The sequence below is a fragment of the Pseudomonas sp. 2848 genome, from assembly GCF_003253945.1.
In the GTDB taxonomy this organism is placed as follows: Bacteria; Pseudomonadota; Gammaproteobacteria; order Pseudomonadales; family Pseudomonadaceae; genus Aquipseudomonas.
Window position 1 is genome coordinate 630,876 of record NZ_QKZD01000002.1, and the last position, 26,821, is coordinate 657,696.

The 26,821-nt window shown below is 63.1% G+C and carries 21 protein-coding genes; 5 read left to right on the plus strand and 16 right to left on the minus strand.

The features are described from left to right. Window positions 1-7: 7 nt before the first annotated feature. The 4 genes from DFS21_RS06890 to rpsU all read right to left on the minus strand — a co-directional run bounded on the left by DFS21_RS06890 (window position 8) and on the right by rpsU (window position 8,272). The gene (locus tag DFS21_RS06890) at window positions 8-3,751 is read right to left on the minus strand and encodes an EAL domain-containing protein (protein ID WP_111532025.1); all 3,744 of its coding nucleotides are present in this window, start codon (window positions 3,749-3,751) and stop codon (window positions 8-10) included. 120 nt (window positions 3,752-3,871) lie between these two features. Then, entirely contained in the window at window positions 3,872-5,722 is a 1,851-nt protein-coding gene (gene rpoD, locus DFS21_RS06895) for an RNA polymerase sigma factor RpoD (protein ID WP_110697463.1), read from the minus strand. Window positions 5,723-5,789: 67 nt separating this feature from the next. Continuing rightward, window positions 5,790-7,778, minus strand: coding sequence for a DNA primase (gene dnaG, locus DFS21_RS06900; protein ID WP_110697465.1), 1,989 nt, complete (start codon window positions 7,776-7,778; stop codon window positions 5,790-5,792). Window positions 7,779-8,056: 278 nt separating this feature from the next. Next, entirely contained in the window at window positions 8,057-8,272 is a 216-nt protein-coding gene (gene rpsU, locus DFS21_RS06905) for a 30S ribosomal protein S21 (RefSeq protein WP_003255575.1), read from the minus strand. Between the two features lie 205 nt (window positions 8,273-8,477). Between rpsU and tsaD the strand changes: the two genes are divergently transcribed. Next, complete coding sequence (gene tsaD, locus DFS21_RS06910) at window positions 8,478-9,503, plus strand: tRNA (adenosine(37)-N6)-threonylcarbamoyltransferase complex transferase subunit TsaD (RefSeq protein ID WP_046857388.1); 1,026 nt, start codon at window positions 8,478-8,480, stop codon at window positions 9,501-9,503. Window positions 9,504-9,528: 25 nt separating this feature from the next. Here the strand turns inward: tsaD and plsY are convergent, their stop codons facing one another. Beyond that, window positions 9,529-10,098, minus strand: coding sequence for a glycerol-3-phosphate 1-O-acyltransferase PlsY (gene plsY / locus DFS21_RS06915; RefSeq protein WP_046857387.1), 570 nt, complete (start codon window positions 10,096-10,098; stop codon window positions 9,529-9,531). A 74-nt stretch (window positions 10,099-10,172) separates the two neighbouring features. On the opposite strand from plsY, the gene folB reads away from it, so the two are divergent. Both folB and folK read left to right on the plus strand, forming a co-directional pair. After that, a complete protein-coding gene (gene folB, locus DFS21_RS06920; protein ID WP_046857386.1) occupies window positions 10,173-10,529 on the plus strand; it encodes a dihydroneopterin aldolase in 357 nt (118 codons plus the stop codon). Beyond that, window positions 10,520-11,029: a 2-amino-4-hydroxy-6-hydroxymethyldihydropteridine diphosphokinase gene (gene folK / locus DFS21_RS06925; RefSeq protein WP_111532026.1), complete on the plus strand. Its 510-nt coding sequence runs from the start codon at window positions 10,520-10,522 to the stop codon at window positions 11,027-11,029. The genes folB and folK overlap by 10 nt, the downstream gene beginning before the upstream one ends. A 47-nt stretch (window positions 11,030-11,076) precedes the next feature. Here the strand turns inward: folK and DFS21_RS06930 are convergent, their stop codons facing one another. The 11 genes from DFS21_RS06930 to DFS21_RS06980 form a co-directional block, all read right to left on the minus strand. Continuing rightward, window positions 11,077-12,171 carry a multifunctional CCA addition/repair protein gene (locus DFS21_RS06930; protein ID WP_111532027.1) on the minus strand — a complete coding sequence of 365 codons (1,095 nt, stop codon included), beginning with the start codon at window positions 12,169-12,171 and terminating at the stop codon, window positions 11,077-11,079. Window positions 12,172-12,230: 59 nt separating this feature from the next. Further along, window positions 12,231-13,799 carry a SpoVR family protein gene (locus tag DFS21_RS06935; protein WP_110697471.1) on the minus strand — a complete coding sequence of 523 codons (1,569 nt, stop codon included), beginning with the start codon at window positions 13,797-13,799 and terminating at the stop codon, window positions 12,231-12,233. Beyond that, the gene (locus DFS21_RS06940) at window positions 13,796-15,067 is read right to left on the minus strand and encodes a YeaH/YhbH family protein (RefSeq protein ID WP_046857382.1); all 1,272 of its coding nucleotides are present in this window, start codon (window positions 15,065-15,067) and stop codon (window positions 13,796-13,798) included. Before DFS21_RS06940 ends, DFS21_RS06935 begins: the two co-directional genes overlap by 4 nt. Window positions 15,068-15,192: 125 nt before the next feature. Next, on the minus strand, window positions 15,193-17,115 hold the full coding sequence (locus DFS21_RS06945) for a PrkA family serine protein kinase (protein WP_023629260.1): 1,923 nt from the start codon (window positions 17,113-17,115) through the stop codon (window positions 15,193-15,195). Between the two features lie 282 nt (window positions 17,116-17,397). Further along, window positions 17,398-17,727, minus strand: coding sequence for a thiosulfate sulfurtransferase GlpE (glpE, locus tag DFS21_RS06950; RefSeq protein WP_046857381.1), 330 nt, complete (start codon window positions 17,725-17,727; stop codon window positions 17,398-17,400). Window positions 17,728-17,740: 13 nt separating this feature from the next. Next, window positions 17,741-18,598: a symmetrical bis(5'-nucleosyl)-tetraphosphatase gene (locus tag DFS21_RS06955; protein WP_102681927.1), complete on the minus strand. Its 858-nt coding sequence runs from the start codon at window positions 18,596-18,598 to the stop codon at window positions 17,741-17,743. Then, complete coding sequence (gene apaG, locus DFS21_RS06960; protein ID WP_046857379.1) at window positions 18,598-18,978, minus strand: Co2+/Mg2+ efflux protein ApaG; 381 nt, start codon at window positions 18,976-18,978, stop codon at window positions 18,598-18,600. The genes DFS21_RS06955 and apaG overlap by 1 nt, the downstream gene beginning before the upstream one ends. A 128-nt stretch (window positions 18,979-19,106) precedes the next feature. Beyond that, entirely contained in the window at window positions 19,107-19,907 is an 801-nt protein-coding gene (rsmA, locus tag DFS21_RS06965; protein WP_110697473.1) for a 16S rRNA (adenine(1518)-N(6)/adenine(1519)-N(6))-dimethyltransferase RsmA, read from the minus strand. After that, window positions 19,904-20,893: a 4-hydroxythreonine-4-phosphate dehydrogenase PdxA gene (pdxA, locus tag DFS21_RS06970; RefSeq protein ID WP_111532028.1), complete on the minus strand. Its 990-nt coding sequence runs from the start codon at window positions 20,891-20,893 to the stop codon at window positions 19,904-19,906. The genes rsmA and pdxA overlap by 4 nt, the downstream gene beginning before the upstream one ends. Next, entirely contained in the window at window positions 20,890-22,209 is a 1,320-nt protein-coding gene (locus tag DFS21_RS06975) for a peptidylprolyl isomerase (RefSeq protein ID WP_111532029.1), read from the minus strand. Before DFS21_RS06975 ends, pdxA begins: the two co-directional genes overlap by 4 nt. Beyond that, the gene (locus DFS21_RS06980) at window positions 22,190-25,000 is read right to left on the minus strand and encodes an LPS-assembly protein LptD (RefSeq protein ID WP_111532030.1); all 2,811 of its coding nucleotides are present in this window, start codon (window positions 24,998-25,000) and stop codon (window positions 22,190-22,192) included. The genes DFS21_RS06975 and DFS21_RS06980 overlap by 20 nt, the downstream gene beginning before the upstream one ends. 132 nt (window positions 25,001-25,132) lie before the next feature. Between DFS21_RS06980 and DFS21_RS06985 the strand changes: the two genes are divergently transcribed. Together DFS21_RS06985 and murU are read left to right on the plus strand one after the other, a co-directional pair. Further along, entirely contained in the window at window positions 25,133-26,152 is a 1,020-nt protein-coding gene (locus DFS21_RS06985; protein WP_110697482.1) for an aminoglycoside phosphotransferase family protein, read from the plus strand. Next, window positions 26,149-26,820, plus strand: a complete 672-nt coding sequence (gene murU / locus DFS21_RS06990; RefSeq protein WP_110697484.1) for an N-acetylmuramate alpha-1-phosphate uridylyltransferase MurU — start codon at window positions 26,149-26,151, stop codon at window positions 26,818-26,820. The genes DFS21_RS06985 and murU overlap by 4 nt, the downstream gene beginning before the upstream one ends. Window position 26,821: the final 1 nt, after the last annotated feature.

Here is a 26,821-nt window from a genome sequence, read left to right on the forward strand (position 1 = left end):
GGCAGGATTATAACGAGGGTTTAGATAGCGTGCCATCCGAAAGATCCGTTTGTGCTATGCGAAGAAAGGTCGCCGCGAATTCGTCCGGGGGCAGGGGCAGGCTGACGATGTAGCCCTGGATCTGCTCGCAACCTTCGGCGGCTAGGAAGCGCTGCTGCGCCTGGTTCTCCACGCCTTCGGCAATGATCGTCAGTTGCATGCTGCGGCCCAGGGCGATGATGGCGCGGGCGATGGCGGCGTCGTGGGGGTCGTCGGGCAGGCCCCGAATGAACGACTGGTCGATCTTGAGGATGTCCAGCGGCAGGCGCTTGAGGTAGCTGAGCGAGGAGTAGCCGGTGCCGAAGTCGTCGATGGCCAACTGCACGCCCAGTTGCTTGAGCTGGTGCAGCACGCTCAGCGCCTCCTCGGCCTGGCTCATGATGAAGTTTTCGGTGATCTCCAGTTGCAGGTCGCCCGCCTTGAGCTGGTAGCTGCGCAGCAGTTGCTCGATGCGCCGGGCCAGGTTGGGCTGGCGCAGCTGGGCGCCGGCGAGGTTGATCGAGAGCGGGCCGAAGGCGTGGTAGGTCTTCTTCCAGCTGTGCATCTGCCGGCAGGCCTGCTCCAGTACCCAGTCGCCAAGCTGGAGAATGGTGCCGTTCTCCTCGGCCAGGTGAATGAACTGCTCGGGCGGCACGTCGCCGAAAGTCGGGTGGCTCCAGCGGATCAGCGCCTCGGCGCCCACCAGGCTCTGGGTCTTTAGGCTGAACTTGGGCTGGTAGCACAGGCTCAGCTCATTGCGCTCGATGGCGCGGCGCAGTTCGTGTTCCAGGGCGATGCGCTCGCTGGCCTGGGTGGTCAGTTCGCGGGTGTAGGCCTCTACCCGGTTGCGGCCCTTGGCCTTGGAGCGGTACATGGCGGCGTCGGCGTTGCGGATCAGGTTGGCGACATCGGTGCCGTCTTGTGGGTAAAGGCTGATACCGATGCTGGCGCTGGTGAAGAACTCGTGCTCGCCGGCCTGGAAGGGTGCGTGGAAGCCGGCCAGCAGCTTGTTGGCGATGGCGCTGGCATCGCTGGGCTTGTGCAATCCGGGCAAAAGGATGATGAACTCGTCGCCGCCCAGGCGGGCCACGGTGTCGACATCACGCACCTGCTCCTTGAGGCGCTGGGCGATGCCCTTGAGCAACAGGTCGCCCACTGGGTGGCCGAGGCTGTCGTTGATGTGCTTGAAGCGGTCGAGGTCGAGGAACAGCACCGCGCCCTGGCGGTTGGATACCTGGGCGCAGCTGAGCGCGGCCTGCAGGCGGCTTTCGAACAGGGCGCGATTGGGCAGGCCGGTCAACGGGTCGTGGTGGGCTTGGTAGTCGAGCTTGGCCTGGGCGTGCTTGATACTGGAAATGTCGGCGAAAACGGCGACGAAGTGGGTGATCTCGCGTTCGTGGTTGCGCACGGCGCTGATGGTCAGCCAGCCGGGGTAGAGTTCGCCGTTCTTGCGTTTGTTGTAGATCTCGCCCTGCCAGTGGCCTTCCGCGGTCAACTGGTGCCACATGGCGACGTAGAAGGCGCTGTCGTGCTGGCCGGAGGCGAGCAGTCGCGGAGTCTGGCCGAGGGCTTCGATCTCGCTGTAGCCGGTGATTTCGCTGAACGCGCGGTTGACCGCGCTGATGCGCTGGTCGGTGTCGGTTATCAGCACGCCCTCGGCGGTGTTCTCGAACACCGTGGCGGCCAGTTGCAGCTTCTCCTGCATCAGGTGGCGTTCGGTGATATCGCGGGCGATGGTCAGCATACAGTCGACGCCGCCGATCGGCAGTGGCCGGGCGGACAGTTCACAGAGGCGGATCTGCCCGTCGCTGCGGCGGATATGGCAGCTGAAATCGCGCACGAAACCGTCACGCTGCAGTTGATCGACCAGGCGTTGGCGCTCGTTGAGGTCGACCCAGATACCCAGGTCCAGCGAGGTCTGGTCGACCGTTGGGCTGATGTCGTAGCCGGTGAGGCGGCAGAAGCCTTCGTTGACCTCCAGCAGCAGGCCGTCGCTCTGGCGTGACAGCAACAGGCCATCGGGTGAGGCGTGGAAGGCCTTGGCGAACTTCTCCTCGGAGGTCTGCAGTTGCTGCTGGGTTTCCTTCAGCTGGCTGATATCGCGGATCGCCACAACCAGTGCCGGCATGCCGTCGAGGTCGAAAGTCTCGGCCGAGGTCAGACCGGTGAACAACTCGCCGTTGTTGCGGCGAAAGGTCATCTCCAGGTTGCGGATGCCGCCGCGATGCAGGCGCTCGAGCAGGGCCGGGCCGGTACCGGCCACGCCCCACAGCCCGAGCTCGGTGGCGGTGCGGCCGATCACTTGCGCCGGGCTCAGGCCGATCAGTTCCTCGAAGGCTTCGTTTACCTCCAGCAGGCAGCCGTCGCTGTGCCGGGCGATGATCAGGATGTCCGGGCACTGCTGGAACACCGAGGCGAACTTCTGCTCCGACAGGCGCAGGGCATCTTCGGTGTGCTTGGTTTCGCTGATGTCGATCATCAATCCGCGCATCAGCGACTTGTGGCCATGTTCGATCATGCTGACGATGTTGCGCACCCATAGGGTGTGGCCGTCGGCGCGGATCACCCGGTAGTCGAGGCTGTGGTCGCGCCCGGCGGCTGTTTCGCTGTCGCAGTAGGCCTGCGCCCACAGGGCATCTTCCGGGTGCAGGATGCTGCGCCAAAAGCCCGGTTTGAGCCATTCTCCTGTCGGGTAGCCGAGCAGGTCCTCGGCGTGCGGCGACACATAGCTGTAGCTGAAATCGTTGGCATCGGCCTCCCAGGCCACTGCTGACAGGCTCTCGACCAGGCCGCGGTAATGATACTCGCTGCTGCGCAGTTCCTGTTCCAGGGCGATGCGCCGGGAAATCTCCGAACTCAGACGGCGGTTGATGCGGATCACCACTGCCAGGATGGCCATCAGCACCATCACGGCTGGTAGGCCGTAGAGCAGCACGTCGTGCCAGAAAGTCCGCTGGTCGACGACGTTGCCCACCCAGCGCTGCTGAATGTGGCTGACTTCGCTGCTGCTCATGTCGGCCATGACCTTGTCGAGGATGCCGACGAGCATCTTCTGTTCCCGCGGCACGGCCATGGCCAGCTGGTAGCGGTACGGCGTTTCACCGCTTACGTACAAGCCGTCGAGCTTGAGCTGGCGCAGGCTCCAGATGCTCGAAGCGAGGTCGCCGACCACGGCGTCCACCTCGTCGGTAGCCAAGGCCTGCAAGGTGGAACTGACATTGGGCATGGCCACCAGGTTGAGGTCCGGGTGGTGGGTGCGCAGCAGCTCATGGGGGGCGTAGTTCTCCACCACGGCGATCTTCAGGCCGTAAAGGTCCTTGAGGTTGCGCGGTTGGGCGCCGCCGGAGTGGGCGAGGATGACGATAGGGAAGTCCAGGTAAGGGCGGGTGAAGGCCAGATAGCCTTGCCGCTCCGGTGTGGACATGATGCCGGGCAGCAGATCGAGTCGGTTGCTGCGTGCCTGTGCCAGGACTTCGGTCCAACTGCTGGGCTCGATCGGCTTGAGGGTGATCCCCAGGCGCTCCTGGATCAGGGCGATGTAATCGGCGGCCAATCCCTGGTAGCGACCTTCCTGGTCGCGGAATTCGAACGGCGGCCATGAAGCATCGACGCCCAGGCGCAGCTGCGGGTGGGCGCTGAGCCAGGCTTGTTCCTCGTCGGTCAGGGTCAGGGCGCCGGCCGTTGTGTTCCAGGTGAGCAGGAGCAGCAACAGGAAGGCCGGCATCATGGGCATAGCGGCCTCTCGAACAGGGGGTCTGATTCGAGTGTAGACGGGCATTCCGCCCGCTGGGTAGACAGTGGCAACGACCTTCCGTCACATAAGAAAAACCCCGGCCTGGGCCGGGGTTCGTCTTTACTCGTCGAGGAAGGAGCGCAGATGCTCGCTTCGCGTCGGGTGGCGCAGCTTGCGCAACGCCTTGGCTTCGATCTGACGGATCCGCTCGCGGGTCACATCGAACTGCTTGCCGACTTCTTCGAGGGTGTGGTCGGTGTTCATGTCGATGCCGAAACGCATGCGCAGCACCTTGGCTTCGCGTGCGGTCAGGCCCGAGAGCACGTCACGGGTCGCTTCCTTGAGGCTTTCGACCGTGGCCACGTCGATCGGGGACTGCATGGTGGAGTCCTCGATGAAGTCCCCCAGATGCGAATCTTCGTCGTCACCGATCGGGGTTTCCATGGAGATCGGCTCTTTGGCGATCTTCAGTACCTTGCGGATCTTGTCCTCAGGCATTTCCATGCGTTCGCCCAGCTCTTCCGGGGTCGGTTCGCGACCCATTTCCTGCAGCATCTGGCGGGAAATACGGTTGAGCTTGTTGATCGTCTCGATCATGTGCACCGGGATACGGATGGTGCGCGCCTGATCGGCGATCGAGCGGGTGATCGCCTGGCGGATCCACCAGGTGGCGTAGGTCGAGAACTTGTAGCCGCGACGGTATTCGAACTTGTCCACCGCCTTCATCAGGCCGATGTTGCCTTCCTGGATCAGGTCGAGGAATTGCAGGCCGCGGTTGGTGTACTTCTTGGCGATCGAGATCACCAGACGCAGGTTCGCCTCGACCATTTCCTTCTTGGCGCGGCGAGCCTTGGCCTCGCCGATGGACATGCGGCGGTTGACGTCCTTGATCTCGGCGACCGTCAGGCCGGTCTCGGTCTCGAGGTCGATCAGTTTTTGCTGGCAGGCAACGATGGCGGCGTTTTTCTCACCCAGGGCGGCGGCCCATTTGGTGTTGCGCTTGGCCAGGTCACCGGACCAGGTCTGGTCGGTCTCGTTGCTCGGGAACAGGCGCAGGAAGTCGGCACGCGGCATGCGCGCGTCACGCACGCACAGTTGCATGATGGCGCGTTCTTGCTGGCGCAGGCGATCCAGGGCACCGCGTACGCGTTCGACCAGAACGTCGAACTGTTTCGGTACCAGCTTGATCGGCATGAACAGGTCGGCAAGCGCCTGCATGGCGCCGATGCTGTCTTTATGGCCTCGACCGTGCTTCTTCAGCACTTTGAGGGTATCGACCAGCTGATCCTTGACCGCACCGAAACGCTGGGCGGCAACGACCGGATCCGGACCGCTTTCGGCCTCTTCCTCGTCGTCGCCATCGGCGTTCTCTTCGTCTTCGTCGTCGCTTTCTTCCTTCGCGGCAGCGGCCTTGGCACCTGGGATCGGTACTTCTTCGGTCGGTGCGGCGATGTTGTCGTCAGGGTCGATGTAACCGCTGAGAACGTCGGACAGCCGGCCACCTTCGGAGGTGACACGGTCGTATTCGCCGAGGATGTAGTCGACAGTACCCGGGAAGTGAGCGATGGCGCCCATGACTTCACGGATGCCTTCCTCGATACGCTTGGCGATTTCGATCTCGCCTTCGCGGGTCAGCAGCTCGACGGTACCCATTTCGCGCATGTACATGCGCACCGGGTCGGTCGTGCGGCCGATATCGGTCTCGACAGCCGCCAATGCGGCGGCGGCCTCTTCGGCTGCGGCCTCGTCAGTGTCGGCTTCCGCCAACAACAGGGCATCCGCATCCGGAGCACTCTCGAATACGTTGATCCCCATGTCGTTGATCATGCGGATGATGTCTTCCACCTGCTCCGGATCTGAAATATCCTCTGGCAGGTGGTCGTTGACCTCCGCGTAAGTCAGGTAGCCCTGCTCACGACCGCGGGTGATCAACTCTTTGATACGAGATTGCTGTTGCGCTTTTCCGGACATAACACCCTATCCACTGAAGGTCTTGGCGGGCAAAAAACAAGCCGAGGATTATACCCGAGCATGGACCTCACGCGCCAGATGAGGTCGGGTTTTGTGCGGGAACATTACGGCTCAGCAGGGTAAGCAGCTGAGATTTTTCCTCTGTACTCAGTTCACTTAGACGCGCTTTCCTGAGCAGATGTTCCAGGCTGCGCTCGCGCTGGCGAGCGGACAAGCTAGTTATAGTGTCGAAAAACTGTTGTTCAAGGTTGTCGGCATCGATCAACCATTCCTTTTCCGCCAGGGCGCGCAGCAGGCGACCCTGTTCGGTCCCGTGCCAGCGTGCAATCAGCTGCATTGAGCTTAGCTTAGGATTCTTCTGCGCGGCCTCGATGAGGGCCACCAGCAGTTGGCTGTACAGTTGCTCTTCGTCGGCGAAGTGGCTGGCATCCTCGACCTTGCCGGCCAGCAGCGGGTGATGCAGCAAGGTGCGCAGGGCCGAGAGCGTCGGTGGTTCCACTGGCGCGGGTACCCGCGGTGGCGCTTCGCCGCGCTGGCCATCGCGCTGCCACGGCTTGCCACCTTTCTTGTCCCAGGGCTTGCCGTCCCACTGCTTTTTGCCGCCACCTTTGTTCGGCGTCCAGGGGCGTTGCTCCTGATGTGGTGCGGCATAGTCGGGCTGGTAGTGCATATCGCCATGGTCAGGCACGTAGCTTGCCATGGCGTCGTAGTCGTAGCCGGGGTCGTAATCCGGCGCGCTGGGTGCTGGCGCGCTCTGGGCCAGTTGCTCCATCTGCTGCGGGTCGAGGCCGGTGATGTCTTTCAGGCGATTGCGCATCAGTTGGCGCAGGTTGGCGCCCGGGACCTTTTCGATCAGCGGTGCGGCCAGCGTCACCATGTGCGCCTTGCCTTCCAGCGAGCGTGGGTCGGCCTCGTTGCTCAACTGCTCGAAGAAATAGTCGGCCAATGGCTGGGCGTGCTGGTTGATGCGGGCCTGGAAGGCGTCGGTGCCTTCGGCGCGCACCAGGCTGTCCGGGTCTTCGCCTTCGGGCAGGAACAGGAAGCGTGCGCGGCGACCGTCCTGCAGGCTCGACAGGGTCGCCTCCAGGGCGCGCCAGGCGGCCTTGCGGCCAGCTTGGTCACCGTCGAAACAGAACAGCACGCTGGGCACTACGCGGAACAGGCGCTTGAGGTGTTCCTCGCTGGTGGACGTGCCGAGGGTGGCCACCGCATTGCGCAAGCCCTGCTGGGCCAGGGCGATCACGTCCATGTAGCCTTCGACGACGATGATCTCGTCGAGGTTGCGATTGTGCTTGCGTGCCTCGTACAGGCCGTAGAGCTCCTGGCCCTTGTGGAACACCGGGGTTTCCGGTGAGTTCAGGTACTTGGGCTTGTCGTCGCCCAGCACCCGGCCGCCAAAGGCGATGACCCGGCCGCGGCTGTCGCGGATCGGGAACATCACCCGGTCGCGGAAGCGGTCATAGCGCTTGCCGCTTTCGGCGTTCTCGATCAGCAGGCCGGCGTCGATCATCACTTTCTGTTGCAGCGAGTCGGCACCCAGGTGCTTGAGCAGGTTGTCCCAGCCCGGCGGCGCGAAGCCCAGGCCAAAGTCGCGGGCGATCTCGCCGGATAAGCCGCGCCCCTTGAGATACTCCACCGCCGCCTTGCGGGTGGCGTGGCTGCGCAGGGCCTGGCGATAGAACTCGCTAGCCGCCTCCAGCAAGGGGTACAGCGGCGAGTCGGTCGGCTGGCGTGGCTTCTGCCCGCGGCGGCCTTCCTCGCGAGGGACTTCCATGCCGGCCGCGCGGGCCAATTCCTCGACTGCCTGGGGGAAGTCCAGGTTGTCGTGGTCCATGACAAAGCCGAGGGCGTTACCCCCTGCGCCGCAGCCGAAGCAATAGTAGAACTGCTTGTCGGGGCTGACGGTAAAGGAGGGGCTCTTTTCCTTGTGGAACGGGCAGCAGGCGGAAAGATTCTTGCCGGTCTTTTTCAGCTGGATGCGCGAACTCACCACATCGACGATGTCGGTGCGGTTGAGAAGGTCATCGATAAAGCTCTGGGGAATCAGCCCGGCCATGGCAGCCTCGTCATCTGGCAACTGGCAAGTCTAAACGCTTGTGCGCGGGTTTGGCGTGGGGTGTCGCAGGAAGAGGTGTGTGCTCGTCGGTAGCCGGTGAGGGCTCGTCAGAAAAGACGTGCACGCCTGGCCAAAGACCAGTTCTGACGCGTTGAGGCAGGTTGCCCATGGCTTTTGCCGGGGCGCCCCAGGCGCATGGCCAAGGGTTTCAAGCAACCGCTACCATAAGCCCGGCACGAGGCCGGGCATGGCAGAAGCTTTGCGTAGAACGGCTGTACTTAGTACAGACGAACGGCGCGGCGCTGTTCGCGCTGAACTTTCTTCGCGTGACGCTTAACAGCGGCAGCGGCTTTGCGCTTACGCTCGGCGGTCGGCTTCTCGTAAAACTCGCGGCTACGAACTTCAGCCAGTACACCGGCTTTTTCGCAGGAGCGCTTGAAACGACGCAGAGCTACGTCGAAGGGTTCGTTCTCTTTAACTTTGACGGCTGGCATCCAGGGCTACCTTAATTCATTACCGGGGTAGACGTGCTCCTGGCAAAACATAAGGTGTGCTGGAGAACGTCGGTTTTCAAGGGTTGCGGATGTTAACCCTTAGCTGGCCGGAATGCAAAGCCTCTGATCGAAAACCGCTGGTCGGCATCGGGCACGGGGACTATCATGCGCGCCTTCGAATTCAGCCTCCACAAGGCACGGACCCATGCTAGTACTGGGATTGGAAACATCCTGCGACGAAACTGGCGTCGCATTATACGACAGCGAACGCGGCCTGCTGGCCGACGCGCTGTTCAGCCAGATCGACCTGCACCGCGTCTATGGCGGCGTGGTGCCCGAGCTTGCCTCGCGCGATCACGTCAAGCGCATGCTGCCCCTGATTCGCCAGGTGCTGCAGGAGGCCGACTGCGTCGCTACCGAGATCGACGCCATCGCCTACACCGCAGGCCCGGGCCTGGTCGGCGCGCTGTTGGTGGGCGCCTCTTGCGCCCAGGCACTGGCGTTCGCCTGGGATATTCCGGCGATTGGCGTGCACCATATGGAGGGCCATCTGCTGGCGCCGATGCTCGAAGAGCAGCCGCCGCAGTTTCCGTTCGTCGCTTTGTTGGTTTCAGGTGGCCATACCCAACTGGTTCGGGTCGATGGCATCGGCCAGTACGAACTGCTGGGCGAGAGCCTGGACGACGCGGCTGGCGAGGCGTTCGACAAGACCGCCAAGCTGATCGGCCTCAATTATCCGGGTGGCCCCGAGATCGCCCGCCTGGCCGAACAAGGCACGCCTGGGCGCTTCGTGTTCCCGCGGCCGATGTGCGACCGCCCCGGCCTGCAGTTCAGCTTCAGTGGCCTGAAGACCTTTGCCCTGAATACCTGGCAGCAATGCCGCGATGCCGGGGACGACAACGAGCAAACCCGTTGCGACGTGTCGCTGGCGTTCCAGCAGGCGGTGGTGGAGACTCTGACCATCAAGTGCAAGCGCGCCCTTAAGCAGACCGGCCTCAAGCGCCTGGTCATCGCCGGCGGCGTGAGTGCCAACAAGGCCTTGCGTGTTTCGTTGGAAGAGATGCTGGCCAGCATCAAGGGCAATGTCTACTACGCCCGCCCACGCTTCTGCACCGACAACGGTGCGATGATTGCCTATGCCGGTTGCCAGCGTCTGTTGGCTGGGCAGCAACAGGACCTGGCGATCAGCGTGCAGGCGCGCTGGCCGATGGAGCAGTTGCCGGCAGTATGAGGTGAGCCGGGCTTGTGCGAGCGCATCAGAAGTGGCGTTCGCGCCCGGCGAACAGGTCACGCAGGTTGCGGCGGTGGCGCCACACGATCAGCACCGTCAGCACGGTCATCGGCAGCAGCGCTTCAGGCTCGCGCCAGGCCAGCAAGGGCAGCGTCAGCGGTGTGGCGATCAACGCCGCGAGCGAGCTGGTGCGGGTCAGGTAGAAGGTCAGCAGCCAGGCGCCGATGGCCAACAGGGCGGCTGGAAAGTACAGGGCCATGAGCATGCCGGCGGCGGTGGCCACGCCTTTGCCGCCCTTGAAGCGGAAGTACACCGGGAACAGGTGACCGAGCACCGCGCAGATGCCTACCCAGGCCTGCTCTTGCTGGTCGAGCCCGGCCAGGCGTGCCAGCAGCACTGGCAACATGCCCTTGCACAGGTCGCCGAGCAGCGTCAGGATCGCCAGTTTGCGGCCCGCCAGGCGTAGCATGTTGGTGGCGCCGGCATTGCCGGAACCGCTGGAGCGCGGGTCGGGGCTGCCACTGAGGCGGCTCAGGACAATGGCGAAGGACAGAGAGCCGAGCAGGTAGGCAAGCAGCGCCAGTGACCAAAACATGCTAACTATTCCGGGCGAGGACGCCCTGATTCTAACGGCGCCCGTCGCCCTTGTCGTGCTGTGGAGAGAAGTGCTTGGACAGAGTGTTCATCGAAGGCCTGGAAGTCGATACCGTGATCGGCGCCTATGACTGGGAGCGGGATATTCGCCAGTGCCTGCGCCTGGACCTGAGCTTCGCCTGGGACAACCGCCCGGCGGCGGCTGGTGACGACCTGTCGCTGGCACTGGACTATGCCAGTGTCTCGGCACGTATCCAGGCGTTCGCCGAACAGGCCCGTTTCGAGCTGGTCGAGACCTTCGCCGAGCGCTTGGTTGCGGTGTTGATGGCGGAATTCAACATTCCCTGGGTGCGCCTGAAACTCACCAAGCCGGGCGCGGTACCGGCGGCCCGTGGTGGTGTTGGCGTGGAGATCGAGCGCGGATGTCTCTGAGCACGGTATACCTTGGGCTGGGCAGCAACATCGAGCGTGAGCGGCACTTGTGCGCCGGGCTCGATGCCCTCGCCGGCATCCTCAAAGACATGCAGTGTTCCGCGGTGTTCGAGAGCCAGGCCGTGGGGATCAAGAGTGGCCCGTTCTACAACCTGGTGGTGCGCGGGCGCACCGAACTGCCGCTGCTGGAGCTCGATCGCCGGCTCAAGTTCATCGAGGCCGACAATGGCCGCTACGCGCCGGACCGCAAGGGGCTGCCGCTGGATATCGACGTACTGATGTTCGATGAACTGTGCGGGACCTTCGATGGCCTGGTGCTGCCGCGCGCGGAGATCCTGAAGAACGCCTTCGTGCTCTGGCCGCTGTCGTTGCTGGCCCCGGAGCTGGTGCACCCGGGCGAGGGCAAGTCCATGGGGCAGTTGTGGCGGGAAGCGCGCATCGAGCAGGTACTGGCGCCGGTTCCGTTCGAATGGCGCGGGTTGCAGTTGACTCCCGCTTAGCCTGCGCCGGCCTCTTCGCGGGTCTACCTGCGAAGAGGCCGGGCAGATCAAGCAGCCTTGTAGGCTTCTAGCGCTTTCAGTCGCTCACCTTTGAGCGCTTCGCCCAGGCCCTGGCCGGCAAGTCCGGCTTCCAGCAACGGCTTCACATCCACGGCACGCGCCGCTTCAGCGGCCCCGCGCAAGTACTCGCCTTGTGGATAACCTGAACCCAACGCCGCCATCTCGCAGGCGGCGATGAAGTCCTCGAAGCGCTGCGGCCGTCGGTACACGTCGAACTTCTGCAGCATTTCCAGCAGGCTTGCAGGCTCCAGCTGCGCAGCCTGGTCTGCGCGCTCGGCAAACTCCCCCACCAGCATTGCCAGTTCCTGGCATTCACGCGGGGCCTTGAAGCGCTGGTTCAGCGCCTTGAGCGCGGCAGGCGGCAGTCCGCGCAGTAGGCACGCCCAGCGAACCGCCAGCGGCTGCTGGTGCCTTGCCGCCTGGTGCAGCGCTGCCAGTGTACTGGCACCCTCAAGCTCGGGCATCAGCTCGCTCAACCCGCCGCAGCTGCGCAGCACCTCAATGAATACCTGCGGTTCGCTTTCCATCAATGCACGCTCGATCTCCTTCCAGCTGCGCTCGGCGGTCAACGCCTGCAGTTCGCCCGATTCGGCGATCTGGCGCATCAGCTGCAACGTCTCATCGGCCACACGAAAGCCCAGCGGCGCGTAGCGCGCGGCAAAGCGGGCAACGCGCAGCACTCGCAGGGGATCTTCGGCGAATGCCGGGGAAACATGGCGTAGGAGGCGCTGCTCGAGATCTGCCTTGCCATGGTAGGGATCGTGCAGGTTGCCGTGCTCGTCCTCGGCCATGGCATTGATGGTCAGGTCGCGACGAACCAGATCCTCCTCGAGGGTGACTTCGGGGCTCGCGTGGAAGGTGAAACCGCCATAACCGCGCCCGCTCTTGCGTTCGGTGCGGGCCAGGGCATATTCCTCGCCCGTCCTGGGGTGAAGGAATACCGGGAAATCGGCACCGACCGGGCGAAAGCCCTCGGCCTGCATCTGTTCGACCGTGGCGCCGACCACCAGCCAGTCGATGTCGCTGACCGGACGGCCGAGCAGACGGTCGCGCACGGCGCCGCCAACCTTGTAGATCTGCATGTGGAACCTCCATTACTGGCGACAGGATACCTTGTCGGCAGCAATGGAGGTGATGGCGGCTAGAGGTGGTGCACCACTGCGAGGTCCATGCGCCCGTAGTCGCCGGCCTCGCTGTGCTCGCCACGCGGCGGCATGTGGTGGGTCTTTATCACCTGGTCGCCCTGAACGGTCTCCAGGTGGATATCGAAGCCCCACAGGCGATGCAGGTGCTTGAGCACCTCTTCGGTGGAATCACCCAGGGGTTTGCGGTTGTGCTGCTGGTGGCGCAGGGTGAGCGAGCGGTCGCCGCGGCGATCAATGCTCCAGATCTGCACGTTGGGTTCACGGTTGCCCAGGTTGTACTGGGCGGCCAGTTGCTCGCGGATGGTGCGGTAGCCGGCCTCGTCATGGATCGCCGGGACCAGAAGGTCGTCACGCTGGTCATCGTCGAGGATGCTGAACAGCTTGAGGTCGCGCATCACCTTGGGCGACAGGTACTGCAGGATGAAGCTTTCGTCCTTGAAGCTGCTCATGGCGAACTTGATGGTCGAAAGCCAGTCACTGCCGGCGATGTCCGGGAACCAGCGGCGATCTTCCTCGGTGGGGTGTTCGCACATGCGACGGATGTCGGTGTACATCGCAAAGCCCAGGGCGTACGGGTTGATGCCGCTGTAGTAGGGGCTGTCGAAGCCTGGCTGGAACACCACGCTGGTATGCGACTGGAGGAACTCCATCATGAAGCCCTCGGTGATCAGGCCCTCGTCGTAGAGATCGTTCATCAGCGTGTAGTGCCAGAAGGTCGCCCAACCTTCGTTCATCACCTGGGTCTGGCGTTGTGGATAGAAGTACTGGGCGATCTTGCGCACGATGCGTACCACCTCGCGCTGCCAGGGCTCGAGCAGCGGGGCGTGCTTCTCGATGAAGTAGAGAATGTTCTCCTGGGGTTCGGCCGGGAAGCGCGCATCGTCCCTGTCGCCACCCTTTTCGGCACCCTTGGGAATGGTCCGCCAGAGGTCGTTGATCTGCCGTTGCAGGTGCTCTTCACGCTCCTTCTGCCGGCGCCGTTCCTCTTCGGCGGAGATGGGGTAGGGGCGTTTGTAGCGATCCACGCCGTAGTTCATCAGCGCATGGCAGGAGTCGATCAGGTCCTCGACGGCGTCGATGCCATGACGCTCCTCGCACTGGGCAATGTACTGCTTGGCGAACACCAGGTAGTCGATGATCGAGCTGGCGTCGGTCCAGGTGCGGAACAGGTAGTTGCCCTTGAAGAAACTGTTGTGGCCATAGCAGGCATGGGCGATCACCAGTGCCTGCATGCACATGGTGTTTTCTTCCATCAGGTAGGCGATGCACGGATCGGAGTTGATCACGATCTCGTACGCCAGGCCCATCTGGCCCCGACTGTAGGACTTCTCGGTGCTGAGGAACTGTTTGCCGTATGACCAGTGGTGATAGCCCAGCGGCATGCCGACCGAGGCGTAGGCGTCCATCATCTGTTCGGCGGTGATGACTTCGATCTGGTTGGGGTAGGTATCCAGGGCATAGCGGGCGGCCAGGCGACTGATCTCGCGGTCGTAGGTCTGGATCAGCTCGAACGTCCATTCGGAGCCGGTGGAAATGGGTTGGCGTCTCTGCTCTCTGGCGGTCATGTGGCTAACCTGCGCTGGAAGAGTTCACGGAAGACCGGGTAGATATCGCCGGCCGATACCAACTGCTGCTGGGCGAAGGTGTCGGGAAATGCTTCGCCGATGCGCTCGTACTCGTACCACAGCGCCTGATGTTCGCGTGGGGTGATCTCGACGTAAGTGTAGTACTGCACATGCGGCATGATCTGGTTGGCGAGGATGTCGCGGCAGATCGGCGAATCGTCGTTCCAGTTGTCACCGTCCGAGGCCTGGGCGGCATAGATGTTCCAGTCGCTGGCCGGGTAGCGCTCGGCCATGACTTCCTGCATCAGCTTGAGCGCGCTGGAGACGATGGTGCCGCCGGTCTCGCGGGAGTAGAAGAACTCTTCCTCGTCCACTTCGCGGGCGCTGGTGTGGTGGCGGATGAACACCACCTCGATGCGGTCGTAGTTACGCTTGAGGAACAGGTACAGCAGGATGAAGAAGCGCTTGGCGATGTCCTTGGTAGCCTGTGTCATGGAGCCGGAGACATCCATCAGGCAGAACATCACCGCCTTGGAGCTGGGGTTGGGCTGCTTGATCAGCAGGTTGTACTTGAGGTCGAAGGTGTCGAGGAAGGGCAGGCGATTGATGCGCGCCTTGAGGCGCTCGATCTCGGCCTCGGTATCCTGGATGTCGGTAAAGTTGTCGGGCTCTTCGACCTTGAGTCGGTCCAGCTCCTTTTGCGCCTCGCGCAGCAGTGCGCGGCTGCTGCCGGTCAGGGCGATGCGACGGGCGTGGGCCGAGCGCAGGGTACGCACGATGTTGATGCGCGAAGGGTTGCCCTCGTTGGCAATACCGGCGCGCACGGTCTTGAAGGTGTCGGCACCGGTAAGGTGGCGTTTGACCAGGTTGGGCAGCTCCAGGTCTTCGAACATGAATTCGAGGAATTCTTCCTGGGTGATCTGGAACACGAAATCGTCCATGCCCTCGCCGGAATTGCCGGCCTTGCCGCGCCCACCGCCACCGCCACCACCTTGTGGCCGGGCGATGTGCTCGCCGGCGGTGAACTCTTTGTTACCTGGGTGAACGATGGTCTGCTTGCCGCCGCGACCGTGGTGCAGCACCGGTTCGTCGATGTCACGCCCCGGGATACTGATTTGCTCACCGTGCTCCATGTCCATGATGGAGCGGCGGCTCACGGCCTCTTCGACGGCTTTCTTGATGTGCTCGCGGTAACGCCGCAAGAAGCGCTGGCGGTTGACCGTGCTCTTGTTCTTGCCGTTCAGGCGTCGGTCGATAACGTAGCTCATGGGCCCTCCGGTAGCTGGGTACAGCTGCAAGCTTCAAGCTACGAGCTGCAAGTAAAAGCAGTTGCTGCCGCCACGGGCCGGCGGTGTGCCGGGGCACACCGCCAAGCGCCCGGGGCGTGCCGCTTTTACTGCGATTTCCTGACCCGCAGGTACCATTCCGACAGCAGGCGTACCTGTTTGTCGGTGTAGCCACGCTCCACCATCCGGGTGACGAAATCGTTGTGCTTCTGCTGGTCTTCCTTGCTGGCCTTGGCGTTGAAGCTGATGACCGGCAGCAGGTCTTCGGTGTTGGAGAACATTTTCTTCTCGATCACCACCCGCAGCTTCTCGTAGCTGAGCCAGCTGGGGTTCTTGCCATTGTTGTTGGCACGGGCGCGCAGCACGAAGTTGACGATCTCGTTGCGGAAGTCCTTCGGATTGCTGATGCCGGCCGGCTTCTCGATCTTCTCCAGCTCCTCGTTGAGGGCGATGCGGTTGAGGATCTCGCCGGTCTCCGGGTCGCGGTATTCCTGATCCTGGATCCAGAAGTCGGCATACAGCACGTAACGGTCGAAGATGTTCTGGCCGTACTCGCTGTAGGACTCCAGGTAAGCGGTCTGGATTTCCTTGCCGATGAACTCGATATAGCGCGGCGCCAGGTACTCCTTGAGGTAGCGCAGGTAGCGCTCGCGTACTTCGGCAGGGAACTGCTCCTGCTCGATCTGCTGTTCCAGCACGTACAGCAGGTGCACCGGGTTGGCGGCAATCTCATGCGGATCGAAGTTGAATACCTTGGAGAGAATCTTGAAGGCGAAGCGGGTCGACAGGCCATTCATGCCCTCGTCGACGCCCGCGGAGTCGCGGTACTCCTGGATCGACTTGGCCTTCGGGTCGGTGTCCTTGAGGTTCTCGCCGTCGTAGACGCGCATCTTCGAGTAGATATTGGAGTTCTCCGGCTCCTTGAGACGTGAAAGCACGGTGAACTGGGCGAGCATCTTCAGTGTGTCGGGAGCGCAATGAGCCTTGGCCAGCGAGCTGTTGATCAGCAACTTGTCGTAGATCTTGATCTCGTCGCTCACGCGCAGGCAGTACGGCACCTTGACGATGTAGATACGGTCGATGAACGCTTCGTTGTTCTTGTTGTTGCGGAAGGTGTGCCATTCCGATTCGTTGGAGTGGGCCAGCAGGATACCGGTGTAAGGGATCGCCCCCAGGCCTTCGGTACTGTTGTAGTTGCCTTCCTGGGTAGCGGTGAGCAGCGGGTGCAGCACCTTGATCGGCGCCTTGAACATCTCGACGAATTCCATCAGGCCCTGGTTGGCCCGGCACAGCGCGCCCGAGTAGCTGTAGGCATCGGCGTCGTTCTGCGGAAACTCCTCGAGCTTGCGGATATCCACCTTGCCCACCAGCGCCGAGATATCCTGGTTGTTCTCGTCACCTGGTTCGGTCTTGGCGATGGCGATCTGGTTGAGGATCGACGGATAGAGCTTTACCACCCGGAACTTGCTGATGTCGCCGCCGAACTCCTGCAGGCGCTTGGTGGCCCAGGGCGACATGATGGTATTGAGATAGCGGCGCGAAATGCCGAATTCTTCCTCCAGGATCGCACCGTCCTCGGTGGCGTTGAACAGCCCGAGTGGCGACTCGAAGACCGGCGAGCCCTTGATGGCGTAGAACGGCACCTTTTCCATCAGCTGCTTGAGTTTTTCGGCCAGCGACGACTTGCCGCCGCCCACCGGACCCAGCAGGTAGAGGATCTGCTTCTTCTCTTCCAGACCCTGGGCGGCGTGGCGGAAGTAGGAGACGATCTGGTCGATGCACTCTTCCATGCCATGGAAATCGGCAAAGGCCGGATAGCGGCGGATCACCTTGTTGGAGAAGATCCGCGATAGCCGGGAGTTGCTTGAGGTGTCGATCAGCTCTGGTTCACCGATGGCCAGCAACAGCCGCTCGGCCGCCGAGGCATAGGCGCTGCGATCCTCTTTGCACAGCTCGAGGTACTCCTGCAGCGAAAGTTCTTCCTGGCGGGTGGACTCGAAACGTTGTTGGAAGTGGCTAAAAATGCTCATGACGTCACCTCGCTCGATACGTGGAGACGACGCCGGATCAGTCAGCCGATGCTGGCATGCAACCGGTTTTGCCGGTTGCTGTATACCCCCCAGAACACCCTGTAACGCTACCGATGACCCGCACGCCGGTGTACCGGCTCTCCCCTTTTTTGGATGGCCTGGGCTTAAGGATAGTTGGTTATACGAGAGGTCAAGGGCGGGGAGCGGAGAAGACGCCTACGACCGTTCGTCAGGTCGGGCGCTAGCCCGCGCCAAGCGCGGGCTGCAGGAAAAATGAAAAAATTATTCGGCGCTGCCCTGGGCGGTTTCCGCCGGGTAGGTGTTACGCCACAGTTCGAAGCCACCATCGATGCTGTAGACGTTGGAGAAGCCCTGGCCGACCAGGTAGGCGGCGGCACTCTGGCTGGAATTGCCGTGGTAGCAGACTACCAGTGTAGGCGCGTCCAGGTCGGCGCTGCGGATGAAGTCGGCTACCGAGTGATTATCCAGATGAGTGGCGCCGGCGATATGGCCGGCGGCGAACGCCTGTGGGTCGCGGATATCGACAACGATCGCACCTTCGGCACGCAGGGCGAGGGCTTGTTCTGGGGAGATACGCTTGAATTCGCTCATGGGTGCGGTTCCTTCATGGCTGATCGTTGGGTGATGCCGGCGGGCGAGGGGTGCCTTCGCGGGTGCAGTCGCAGCGGTGGAATTCGCCGCTGTCGACATTGTACAGGGTCATCGCGCCCCCCCAGACACAGCCGGTATCCAGGGCAATCACACCGGGGGCGTCGACCCGGCCTTCGAGGGCGGCCCAGTGACCGAAGATGATCTTCACATGGCGCGAGCGGCGGTCCGGGTGAGCGAACCATGGTTTATAGCCTTTGGGCGCGCTGTCGGCGCCTTCCTTGGTCTTGAGGTCGAGCTTGCCGGCGGCGGTGCAGAAGCGCATGCGGGTGAAGTAGTTGGTGATCACTCGCAGGCGTTCGACGCCGGCCAGATCCTTGCTCCACTTGTTCGGCTCATTGCCGTACATGCCGTCCAGATACAGTTTCAGGCGACTGTCGTCGCGCAGCACTTCCTCGACCTCCGCGGCCAGCTCCAACGCCTTGCCCAGGGTCCACTGCGGTGGGATGCCGGCATGGGCCATGGCGATGCCGCGGGCTTCGTCGTAGTGCAGCAGTTTCTGCTGGCGGAGCCAGTCGAACAGCTGGTCGGCGTCCGGGGCTTCGATGACTTCGCGCAGGGTGTCGCTTTTCTTCAGGCGCTCGACATTGTGCCAGGCGGCCAGCAGGTGCAGGTCATGGTTGCCCAGCACGCAGACCAGCGCATGGCGGATCGAGTAGAGATAACGCAAGGTCTCGAGGGACTCTGGGCCACGGTTGACCAGGTCGCCCACCAGCCACAGGCGATCGACGGCCGGGTCGAAGCGTACGCGTTCGAGCAGGCACTTGAGTGGTTGCAGACAGCCTTGCAGGTCCCCGACGGCATAGGTGGCCATCAGTGCAGCGCCCCGGGCACGGCCAGGCGAAACGGGGCGATCTGGGCATCGAAGCGTTTGCCGTCTTCGGCGAACATCTGATAGCTGCCCTGCATGGTGCCGACGCGGGTGCTGATCACGGCGCCGCTGCTGTAGGTGTGGCTCTGGCCGGGCTCGATCAGCGGCTGCTGGCCGATCACGCCGGCGCCGCGCACTTCCTCGACTTCGCCGTCACCGTTGGTGATCAGCCAGTGGCGGGACATCAGCTTGGCCTTGACCGTACCGTTGTTCTGCACGGTGATGGTGTAGGCGAAGGCGAAACGGCTGCTTTCGGGATCGGATTGTTCTTTGAGGTAGCGGGTCACGACGCTGACGTCGATCTGGTAGCGGGGGTCGGACATGCAAGGGCCTTGGGCGAACTGACGCAATAATGCAGTCTAGGCCATTGGCGGGGGTGGAGGCCAGTCATGCCTGAGCGCGGGGCAAACCCATTCCAAGGGTGGGATGGGCTTATCCTACGCTGGCTCGGTCAGCCCTGCTGTTCAGCCAGCTTGTCGGCCAGGCGGACGAAGGCGGCCAGGTCGAGCTGCTCGGGGCGCAGGCTGCCATCCACGCCAGCGGCCTCGATGGCCTGGCTGTCGAGCAGGCCCTTGAGCGTGTTGCGCAGGGTCTTGCGGCGCTGGTTGAAGGCTTCGCGTACCACGTGTTCCAGCAGCTTTGGATTTTTAGCCGGATGCGGCAGGGTCTCGTGGGGCACCAGCCGCACGATCGCCGAGTCCACCTTTGGTGGCGGGTTGAAGGCGCCCGGGCCGACGTTGAACAGGTGCTCCACGCGGCAGTGGTACTGCACCATGATCGACAGGCGGCCCCAGTCGCCGCCGCCAGGGCCTGCGGCCATGCGTTCGACCACTTCCTTCTGCAGCATGAAATGCATGTCGCGGATCAGGTTGGCATGGGCCAGGAGGTGGAAGATCAGCGGCGTGGAGATGTTGTAGGGCAGGTTGCCCACCACCTTGAGGCTGCGCTCCGGCACGCCCAGCTGATTGAAGTCGAACTTCAGGGCATCACCCTGGTGCAGGCGGAAATTACCGCGCCCGGCGAACTTGTGTTGCAGGATCGGCACCAGGTCCTTGTCCAGCTCGACCACGTCCAGCTGAGCGCCACTGCCCAGCAGGCCCTCGGTCAGGGCGCCCTGGCCCGGGCCGATTTCCAGCAGGTGTTCGCCGGCCTTGGCGTTGATCGCCCGCAGGATGCGGTCGATGATTCCGGCGTCATGCAGGAAGTTCTGGCCGAAGCGCTTGCGCGCCCGGTGTTGGTAGTGCTCGGTCATGGTCGGTTCTCGGCCATCTGGTAGGCGGTTTGCAGGGCGACGCGCAGGCTGCCGGTGTCTATCCGGCCGGTGCCGGCCAGGTCCAGGGCGGTGCCATGGTCGACCGAGGTGCGGATGATCGGCAGGCCCAGCGTCACGTTGACCGCGGCGCCGAAGCCCTTGTGCTTGAGCACGGGCAGGCCTTGGTCGTGGTACATCGCCAGCACCGCGTCGCAGTGCTCCAGATATTTGGGGGTAAACAGGGTATCGGCCGGCAGCGGGCCGCGCAGGTCCATGCCTTCGGCACGCAGGCGCTGCAGCGCCGGCTCGATGATGTCGATTTCTTCGCGGCCCAGGTGGCCGCCTTCTCCGGCATGCGGGTTGAGCCCGCAGACCAGGATGCGAGGGTTGGCAATGCCGAACTTGTCGCGCATGTCCGCATGCAGGATGCGGGTGACGCGCTCCAGGCGGTCGCCGGTGATGGCCTCGGCGATGTCCCGCAGGGGCAGGTGAGTGGTCACCAGTGCCACGCGCAACCCGTGGGTGGCCAGCATCATCACCACTTGTGTGGTGTGGGTGAGGTCAGCGAGGAACTCGGTATGCCCGGAGAAGGCGATACCGCTTTCGTTGATCACGCCCTTGTGCACCGGCGCGGTGATCATCCCGGCGAAGTGCCCGTCCAGGCAGCCTTGCCCGGCACGGGTCAGGGTTTCCAGGACGAATGCGGCGTTGGCCTTGTCCAGCTGCCCGGCTGTCACCGGGCGGGCCAGGGGGGTATCCCAGACATACAGGCTGCCGGCGGCAGCCGGGTGCTCTGGCCAGGCGGTCGGCACGACCGTGATCAGCTTGACGTCCAGGCCCAGCTGCGTGGCCCGCTCGGCGAGCAGGTCACGGCTGGTGATGGCGATCAGGGGGTGGGGCTGGACCTCGGCGGCGAGCAGCAGGCACAGGTCGGGACCGATGCCGGCTGGCTCGCCGGGGGTGACGGCGAAGCGCAGGGGTTTCACTGGGTGACCTGGTCGGCGCCAGGCAGCTTGATTTCAACGTAGGCTTCGTCGCGGATCTGGCGCAGCCAGTTCTGCAGCTCTTCGTCGTACTTGCGGTTGCGCAGGACGTTCATGGCCTGCTGCTCGCGAGCCTGTTCGGTGCTGTCGGTGGCGCGGCGGCCCAGCACTTCCAGCACATGCCAGCCGTACTGGGTTTTGAAGGGCTTGGTCACCACGCCTTGCTCGGCGTTGGCCATCTGCTCACGGAACTCAGGTACCAGGCTGTTCGGGTCGACCCAGTTGAGATCGCCGCCGTTGAGCGCCGAACCCGGGTCTTCCGAGAAGCTCTTCGCCAGCTCGGCGAAGTTTTCACCGTTTTGGATCCGGTCGTACAGGCGCTCGGCCAGTTGCTCGGTGGCGGCTTCGCTGCGGATCTCGCTCGGTTTGATCAGGATGTGGCGTACATGCACTTCGTCGCGCAGCACGCTCTGGCTCCCGCCGCGCTTCTCTTCCAACTTGAGGATGATGAAGCCGTTGGGGATGCGGATCGGCTCGGTGATGTCGCCGACTGCCATGCTGCTGAGCATCTTGGCGAAGTCTGGTGGCAGCTGGCCTGCCTGGCGCCAGCCCATCTCACCGCCTTCCAGGGCGTTTTCACTGCGCGAGCGAGCGATGGCCATCTGGCCAAAGTCCGCGCCTTGCTTGAGCTGCTGGTAGACATCGCCTACCTGGCGCGCGGCGGCCTGGATGGCCTCCGAGTTGGCGCCTTCCGGGGTCGGGATGAGGATGTTGGCCAAACGGTACTCTTCGGACATCTGCATCTTGCCCAGGTCCGAGTTGAGGAAGTTCTTCACTTCCTGCTCGGAGACCTGAATGCGCTCGGCGACGCGGCGCTGACGCACGCGGCTGATGATCATCTCGCGCTTGATCTGCTCGCGGGCATCGTCGTACGACAGGCCGTCATGGGCCAGGGCGGCACGGAACTGTTCCAGCGACATGCCATTGCGCTGGGCAATGGTGCCGACGGCCTGGTTCAGCTCTTCGTCGGTGATGCGGATGCCAGAGCGCTCGCCGATCTGCAGTTGCAGGTTCTCGACGATCAGGCGTTCCAGCACTTGCTGTTCCAGCGCACCGGTGGGCGGCACGCCGCCGCCACGCTTGGCGATGGTCTGCTGCACTTCGCGAACGCGCTGGTCCAGCTGGCTCTGCATGACCACGTCGTTGTCGACGGTGGCCACGATGCGATCGATGGGTTGTACCGCGGCATGCACCGCGCCACTCAGCATTGCGGCGCCCAGCATCAGCGGGCGCAGACGATCAATAAGCTTGCTCTTCACGGGTACGGTAACCTTGAATGCCTTGGTCCAGGAACGATTCGACCTTGTTGCCGACTACACCACCGAGCCCTTTGAGCACGATCTGCAGGAAGATGCCGTGGTCGCCCTTTTCGTTTTGCGGAACGGCTTGGCTGAAATCGTCGTAGTCGATCCAGTAGCGGTTGATCAGACGCAGCTTCCAGCAGCAGTTGTCGTACTCGAAACCGCCCATCGCCTCGAGGGTACGGTTGCGGTTGTAGTCATGCTGCCAGCGACCGATCACGCTCCACTGAGGCACGATCGGCCAGATGACCGAGAAGTCGTGCTGCTGGATCTTGTAGTAATCCTTGATGTAGTTCGGGGTGCCCGGCGTGCCGTAGTCGCCACCGCCGACCTTCCAGTTACCGGTCTGCGAGTCATAGGTGATCAGGTCGTTGCGGTAGCGATAACCGAGGTTGACGACCTTGTTCGGGTTGTCTTCAGGCTGGTAGTGGAACATCGCGCTGCCCGAACGGGTGCTGCGGCTGTCCGGGTCCCAGTTGAAGTCCGAGTTGAAGCGCCAGTCGCGGTTGAAGGCGTATTCGTATTCCAGCGCGTACGGCGAGACATCCGATTTGCTGTCTTCGCGGGTACGATAGTCGATGCCAGGAAGCTGGACCTTGCGATCCTTGAAGTAGAACGCCTGGCCAATGCTGAAACGCTGACGTTGGAAGCCGTTGTCTTCAATCCAGCGGTTGGTCACGCCCAGCGACAGCTTGTTCTCGTCACCGATACGGTCTGTGCCGCTGAAACGGTTGTCGCGGAACAGCGAGGAGTAGTTGAACGTGTTTTCCCCGGTGTCGAAGAGCGGGATATCGGTCTGGTCCTTGTACGGCACATAGAGGTAGAACAGGCGTGGCTCGAGAGTCTGCCTGTAGTTGGTGCCGAACAGCTGTGTGTTGCGGTCGAAATACAGACCGCTGTCCACGCTGAATACCGGAATGTCGCGGTTCTGATTGCTCTTGAAGTCGCCGTAGAGTTCGTTCCGGCCTGGATTGTCGATCAGGTCCTGTTTGCCCTTGCCGTCCAGATCCAGATCGTAATGGGTGTAGACGTACTTCAGTTTCGGAGTGACGAAGCCATAGCTTGCTTGCATCGGCAGGCTGATTGCCGGCGCGACGTTCAAGCGGGTGCCGTTGGAGCGGGCGATGCCAAAGACGTTCTCATCCAGGCGACGGCCGTTTGGACCTGCGGTGGTGTCCAGGAAACCGTCCTTGTTTCTGACGGTGTCGTTGAGCAGGTCGCGCTCAAAGCGCACGGCCTCGGTCTCGTAGCTCAGATCGAAGCCACCCGGATGGAACGGCAGCATGCCATTGAAGGTGACCTGCGGCAGCTTGTCGTACGGTGTGATCTGCGAGATGGTCGCCATCTCGTAGGCGTGCACGTTCAGGCGTGCGGTATAGCTGTCGCCCCGGTAGGTCAGTGTGCCGCGCTGGTTCAGGATGTCCCGGCTCTGTACGCCGATCTGGTCGGTTTCCAGGTCCTGGAAGTAGAACGGATCGCTGATGTCGGTGTAGTCCACCTCGGTCATCAGGCGCTCGTCCAGACCACCCTTGTGCTGCCAGTTGATCATCCAGCGGTCTTTCTTGTAGTCCGTCTGTTTCTTGCGGTCGTCGTCCTGATCGCTCAGGAAGCCGCCGCCGAACTGCCCTTCGCTGGACTTGGTCAGGTAGCGGAACTCGCCTTCCATCAACATGCCGCGCTTGGCCATGTAGCGCGGGTACAACGTGGCATCGTAGTTCGGTGCCAGGTTGAAGTAATACGGCGTGACCAGCATGAAGCCGGTGTCGCTGCTGGAACTGAACGACGGCGGCAGGAAGCCGGACTGGCGACGATCGTCGATCGGGAAGTAGATGTACGGTGTGTAGAACACCGGGAAATCCTTGACCCGCAGCGTCACGTTGGTCGCGGTGCCGAAGCCGGTGGCCGGGTTCAGGGTGATGTTGTTGCCCTTGAGCTGCCATGCGTTGCTGCCCGGCTCACAGGTGGTATAGGTACCGTCCTTGAGGCGGATGATGGCGTTTTCCGCACGTTTGGCGTACAGCGCGTTGCCGCGGATGTGCGACTTGTGCATCACGTATTCGGCGTTGTCGACCCGGGCCTCGCCGGTATCGAGCTGGATCTGCGCCTCGTCGCCGACCACCAGCGAGCCGTTGTCGCGGATCTTGACGTTGCCCTTGAGCTCGCCGCGGTTTTCGGCCTGGTACAGGTTGGCCTCGTCGGCCTCGGCCTGCATGCTGCCCTGGCGCATGACCACGTCACCGGCGAGGGTGGCGATCTGCTGCTCCTGCTGGTACTTGGAGACCTTGGCGTTGATGTAGGTCGGCGACTCGTCCTTGGGCGTGGAGTCGTTCATGCCCGGGCGGGTCGGCTCGATGTAGGCGCCGCCGCAGTACGGGCCGGTCTCGGCCAACTGCGCGGCAGTGAGCTTCTCGCGCGGGACCCAGTCCAGATGGCTGTAGTCTTCGCTGCGCGACTTCAGGCCGCGGCCCTTGGCCTCGGTGACCAGCATCGGCTTGTCGGCCTCGGTCGTGGCGACTTCGCCGGGTGCCTCGGCACCCGTGCTGGCCGCGGCAGCGCCCGGGTGTACCGGGCGCGGAGGCAAGTTGGCAGCGGTCTTGGGCTTGCAGTCCCAGCCACCGGAAGCGGACACTTGGCAGTCGAACTGCTCGGCCGCCACCACGTACGACGTGGCCAGGGGTTGCAGGGCCAGCAAACCGCCAGTCACGAGCAACGGAAACTTTCTACGAAACGCGGGGGATTTCAATGCCATCTTATTAGTCCGGGCTTCCTGCGTGCCATCTGCCCGCGTGTGGGGGCCGCACGCCTCTCGATGGTCTGAAAAAGATGCTGGATAATAAAGCATGACCCGCTTGACGGCTAGGGCCGTCGGAGAACCCTTGTAATGCCCGATCACGATGTACGCCTGCAACAACTGACCGCCTGGCTTGCCGGGCAGCTGGAGAACCTCTTCCGTACCAATGCCTGGGGCGAAGTGCCCGCCGGCAGCCTGACCGCCGCCAGCAGCGATGCGAGTTTCCGCCGCTACTTCCGCTGGGAGGGCGCCGGGCACAGCTTCGTGATCATGGATGCGCCGCCGCCCCAGGAGAACTGCCGCCCGTTCGTCGACATCGACCATTTGCTGGCCACGGCGGGCGTGCACGTGCCGGTCATCCACGCCCAGGACCTGGAGCGCGGTTTCCTGCTGCTGGGGGATCTCGGCCGGCAGACATACCTGGACATCATTGATCAGGGCAATGCCGATGCCCTGTTCGCCGACGCCATCGATGCGCTGCTGGCGTTCCAGCGCTTGCCGATGGACGCACCACTGCCCAGCTACGATGTCGCCCTGCTGCGCCGTGAGGTCGAACTGTTCCCCGAGTGGTACGTGGGCCGCGAGCTTGGCCTGAAACTCAGCGACGCGCAGCAGGCCACCTGGCAGCGGCTCAGTCAGCTGCTGATCGACAGTGCCCTGGCCCAGCCCAAGGTGCTGGTGCACCGCGACTACATGCCGCGCAACCTGATGCACAGCGCGCCCAATCCAGGCGTGCTGGATTTCCAGGACGCAGTCTACGGCCCGGTCACCTACGACATCACCTGCCTGTTCAAGGACGCCTTCCTCAGCTGGCCCCAGGCCCGCGTCGAGGGCTGGTTGCGTAATTACTGGCACAAGGCGCAGGCCGCCGGGATTCCGGTACAGGCGGACTTCGAAGCCTTCCAGCGTGCCAGCGACCTGATGGGGGTGCAGCGCCACCTCAAGGTGATCGGTATCTTCGCGCGCATCTGCCACCGCGACGGCAAGCCACGCTACCTGGCCGACGTGCCGCGGTTCTTTGCTTATATAGATGAAGTGATCAGCCGCCGGCCTGAGTTGGCCGAGCTGGGCCAGCTGATTGCCGAACTGCATGCCGGGGCGCGTTCATGAAGGCGATGATCCTGGCGGCAGGCAAGGGCGAGCGCATGCGCCCGCTGACCCTGCACACGCCCAAGCCGCTGGTGCGAGCCGCCGGCAAGCCGTTGATCGAGTACCACCTCGAGGCGCTGGCCCGTGCCGGTATACGCGAGGTGGTCATCAACCATGCGTGGCTTGGCCAGCAGATCGAGGATCACCTGGGCGATGGCAGCCGCTTCGGCCTGGTGATCAGCTATTCGCCGGAGGGCGAGCCGCTGGAGACCGGTGGTGGGATCTTCAAGGCGCTGTCGCTGCTGGGTGATGCGCCGTTCATCCTGGTCAACGGCGATGTCTGGACCGACTACGACTTCGCCGGCCTGAATGCGCCGTTGCACGGCCTGGCACATCTGGTGCTGGTGGACAACCCCGGCCACCACGGCCGTGGCGACTTCCGCCTGGCGGACGGGCAGGTGAGCGATGGCGATGACGCCCCGGGAACGCTGACTTTCAGTGGTATCTCGGTGCTGGACCCGGCGCTGTTCGCAGGTTGCCAGCCCGGTGCATTCAAATTGGCCCCCCTGTTGCGCAGCGCCATGGCCGAAGGGCGGGTGAGCGGCGAGCACTATGGCGGGCACTGGATCGATGTCGGCACCCTCGAGCGTCTGGCCGATGTCGAGCGCCTGATCGGGGAGCGTGCCTGAT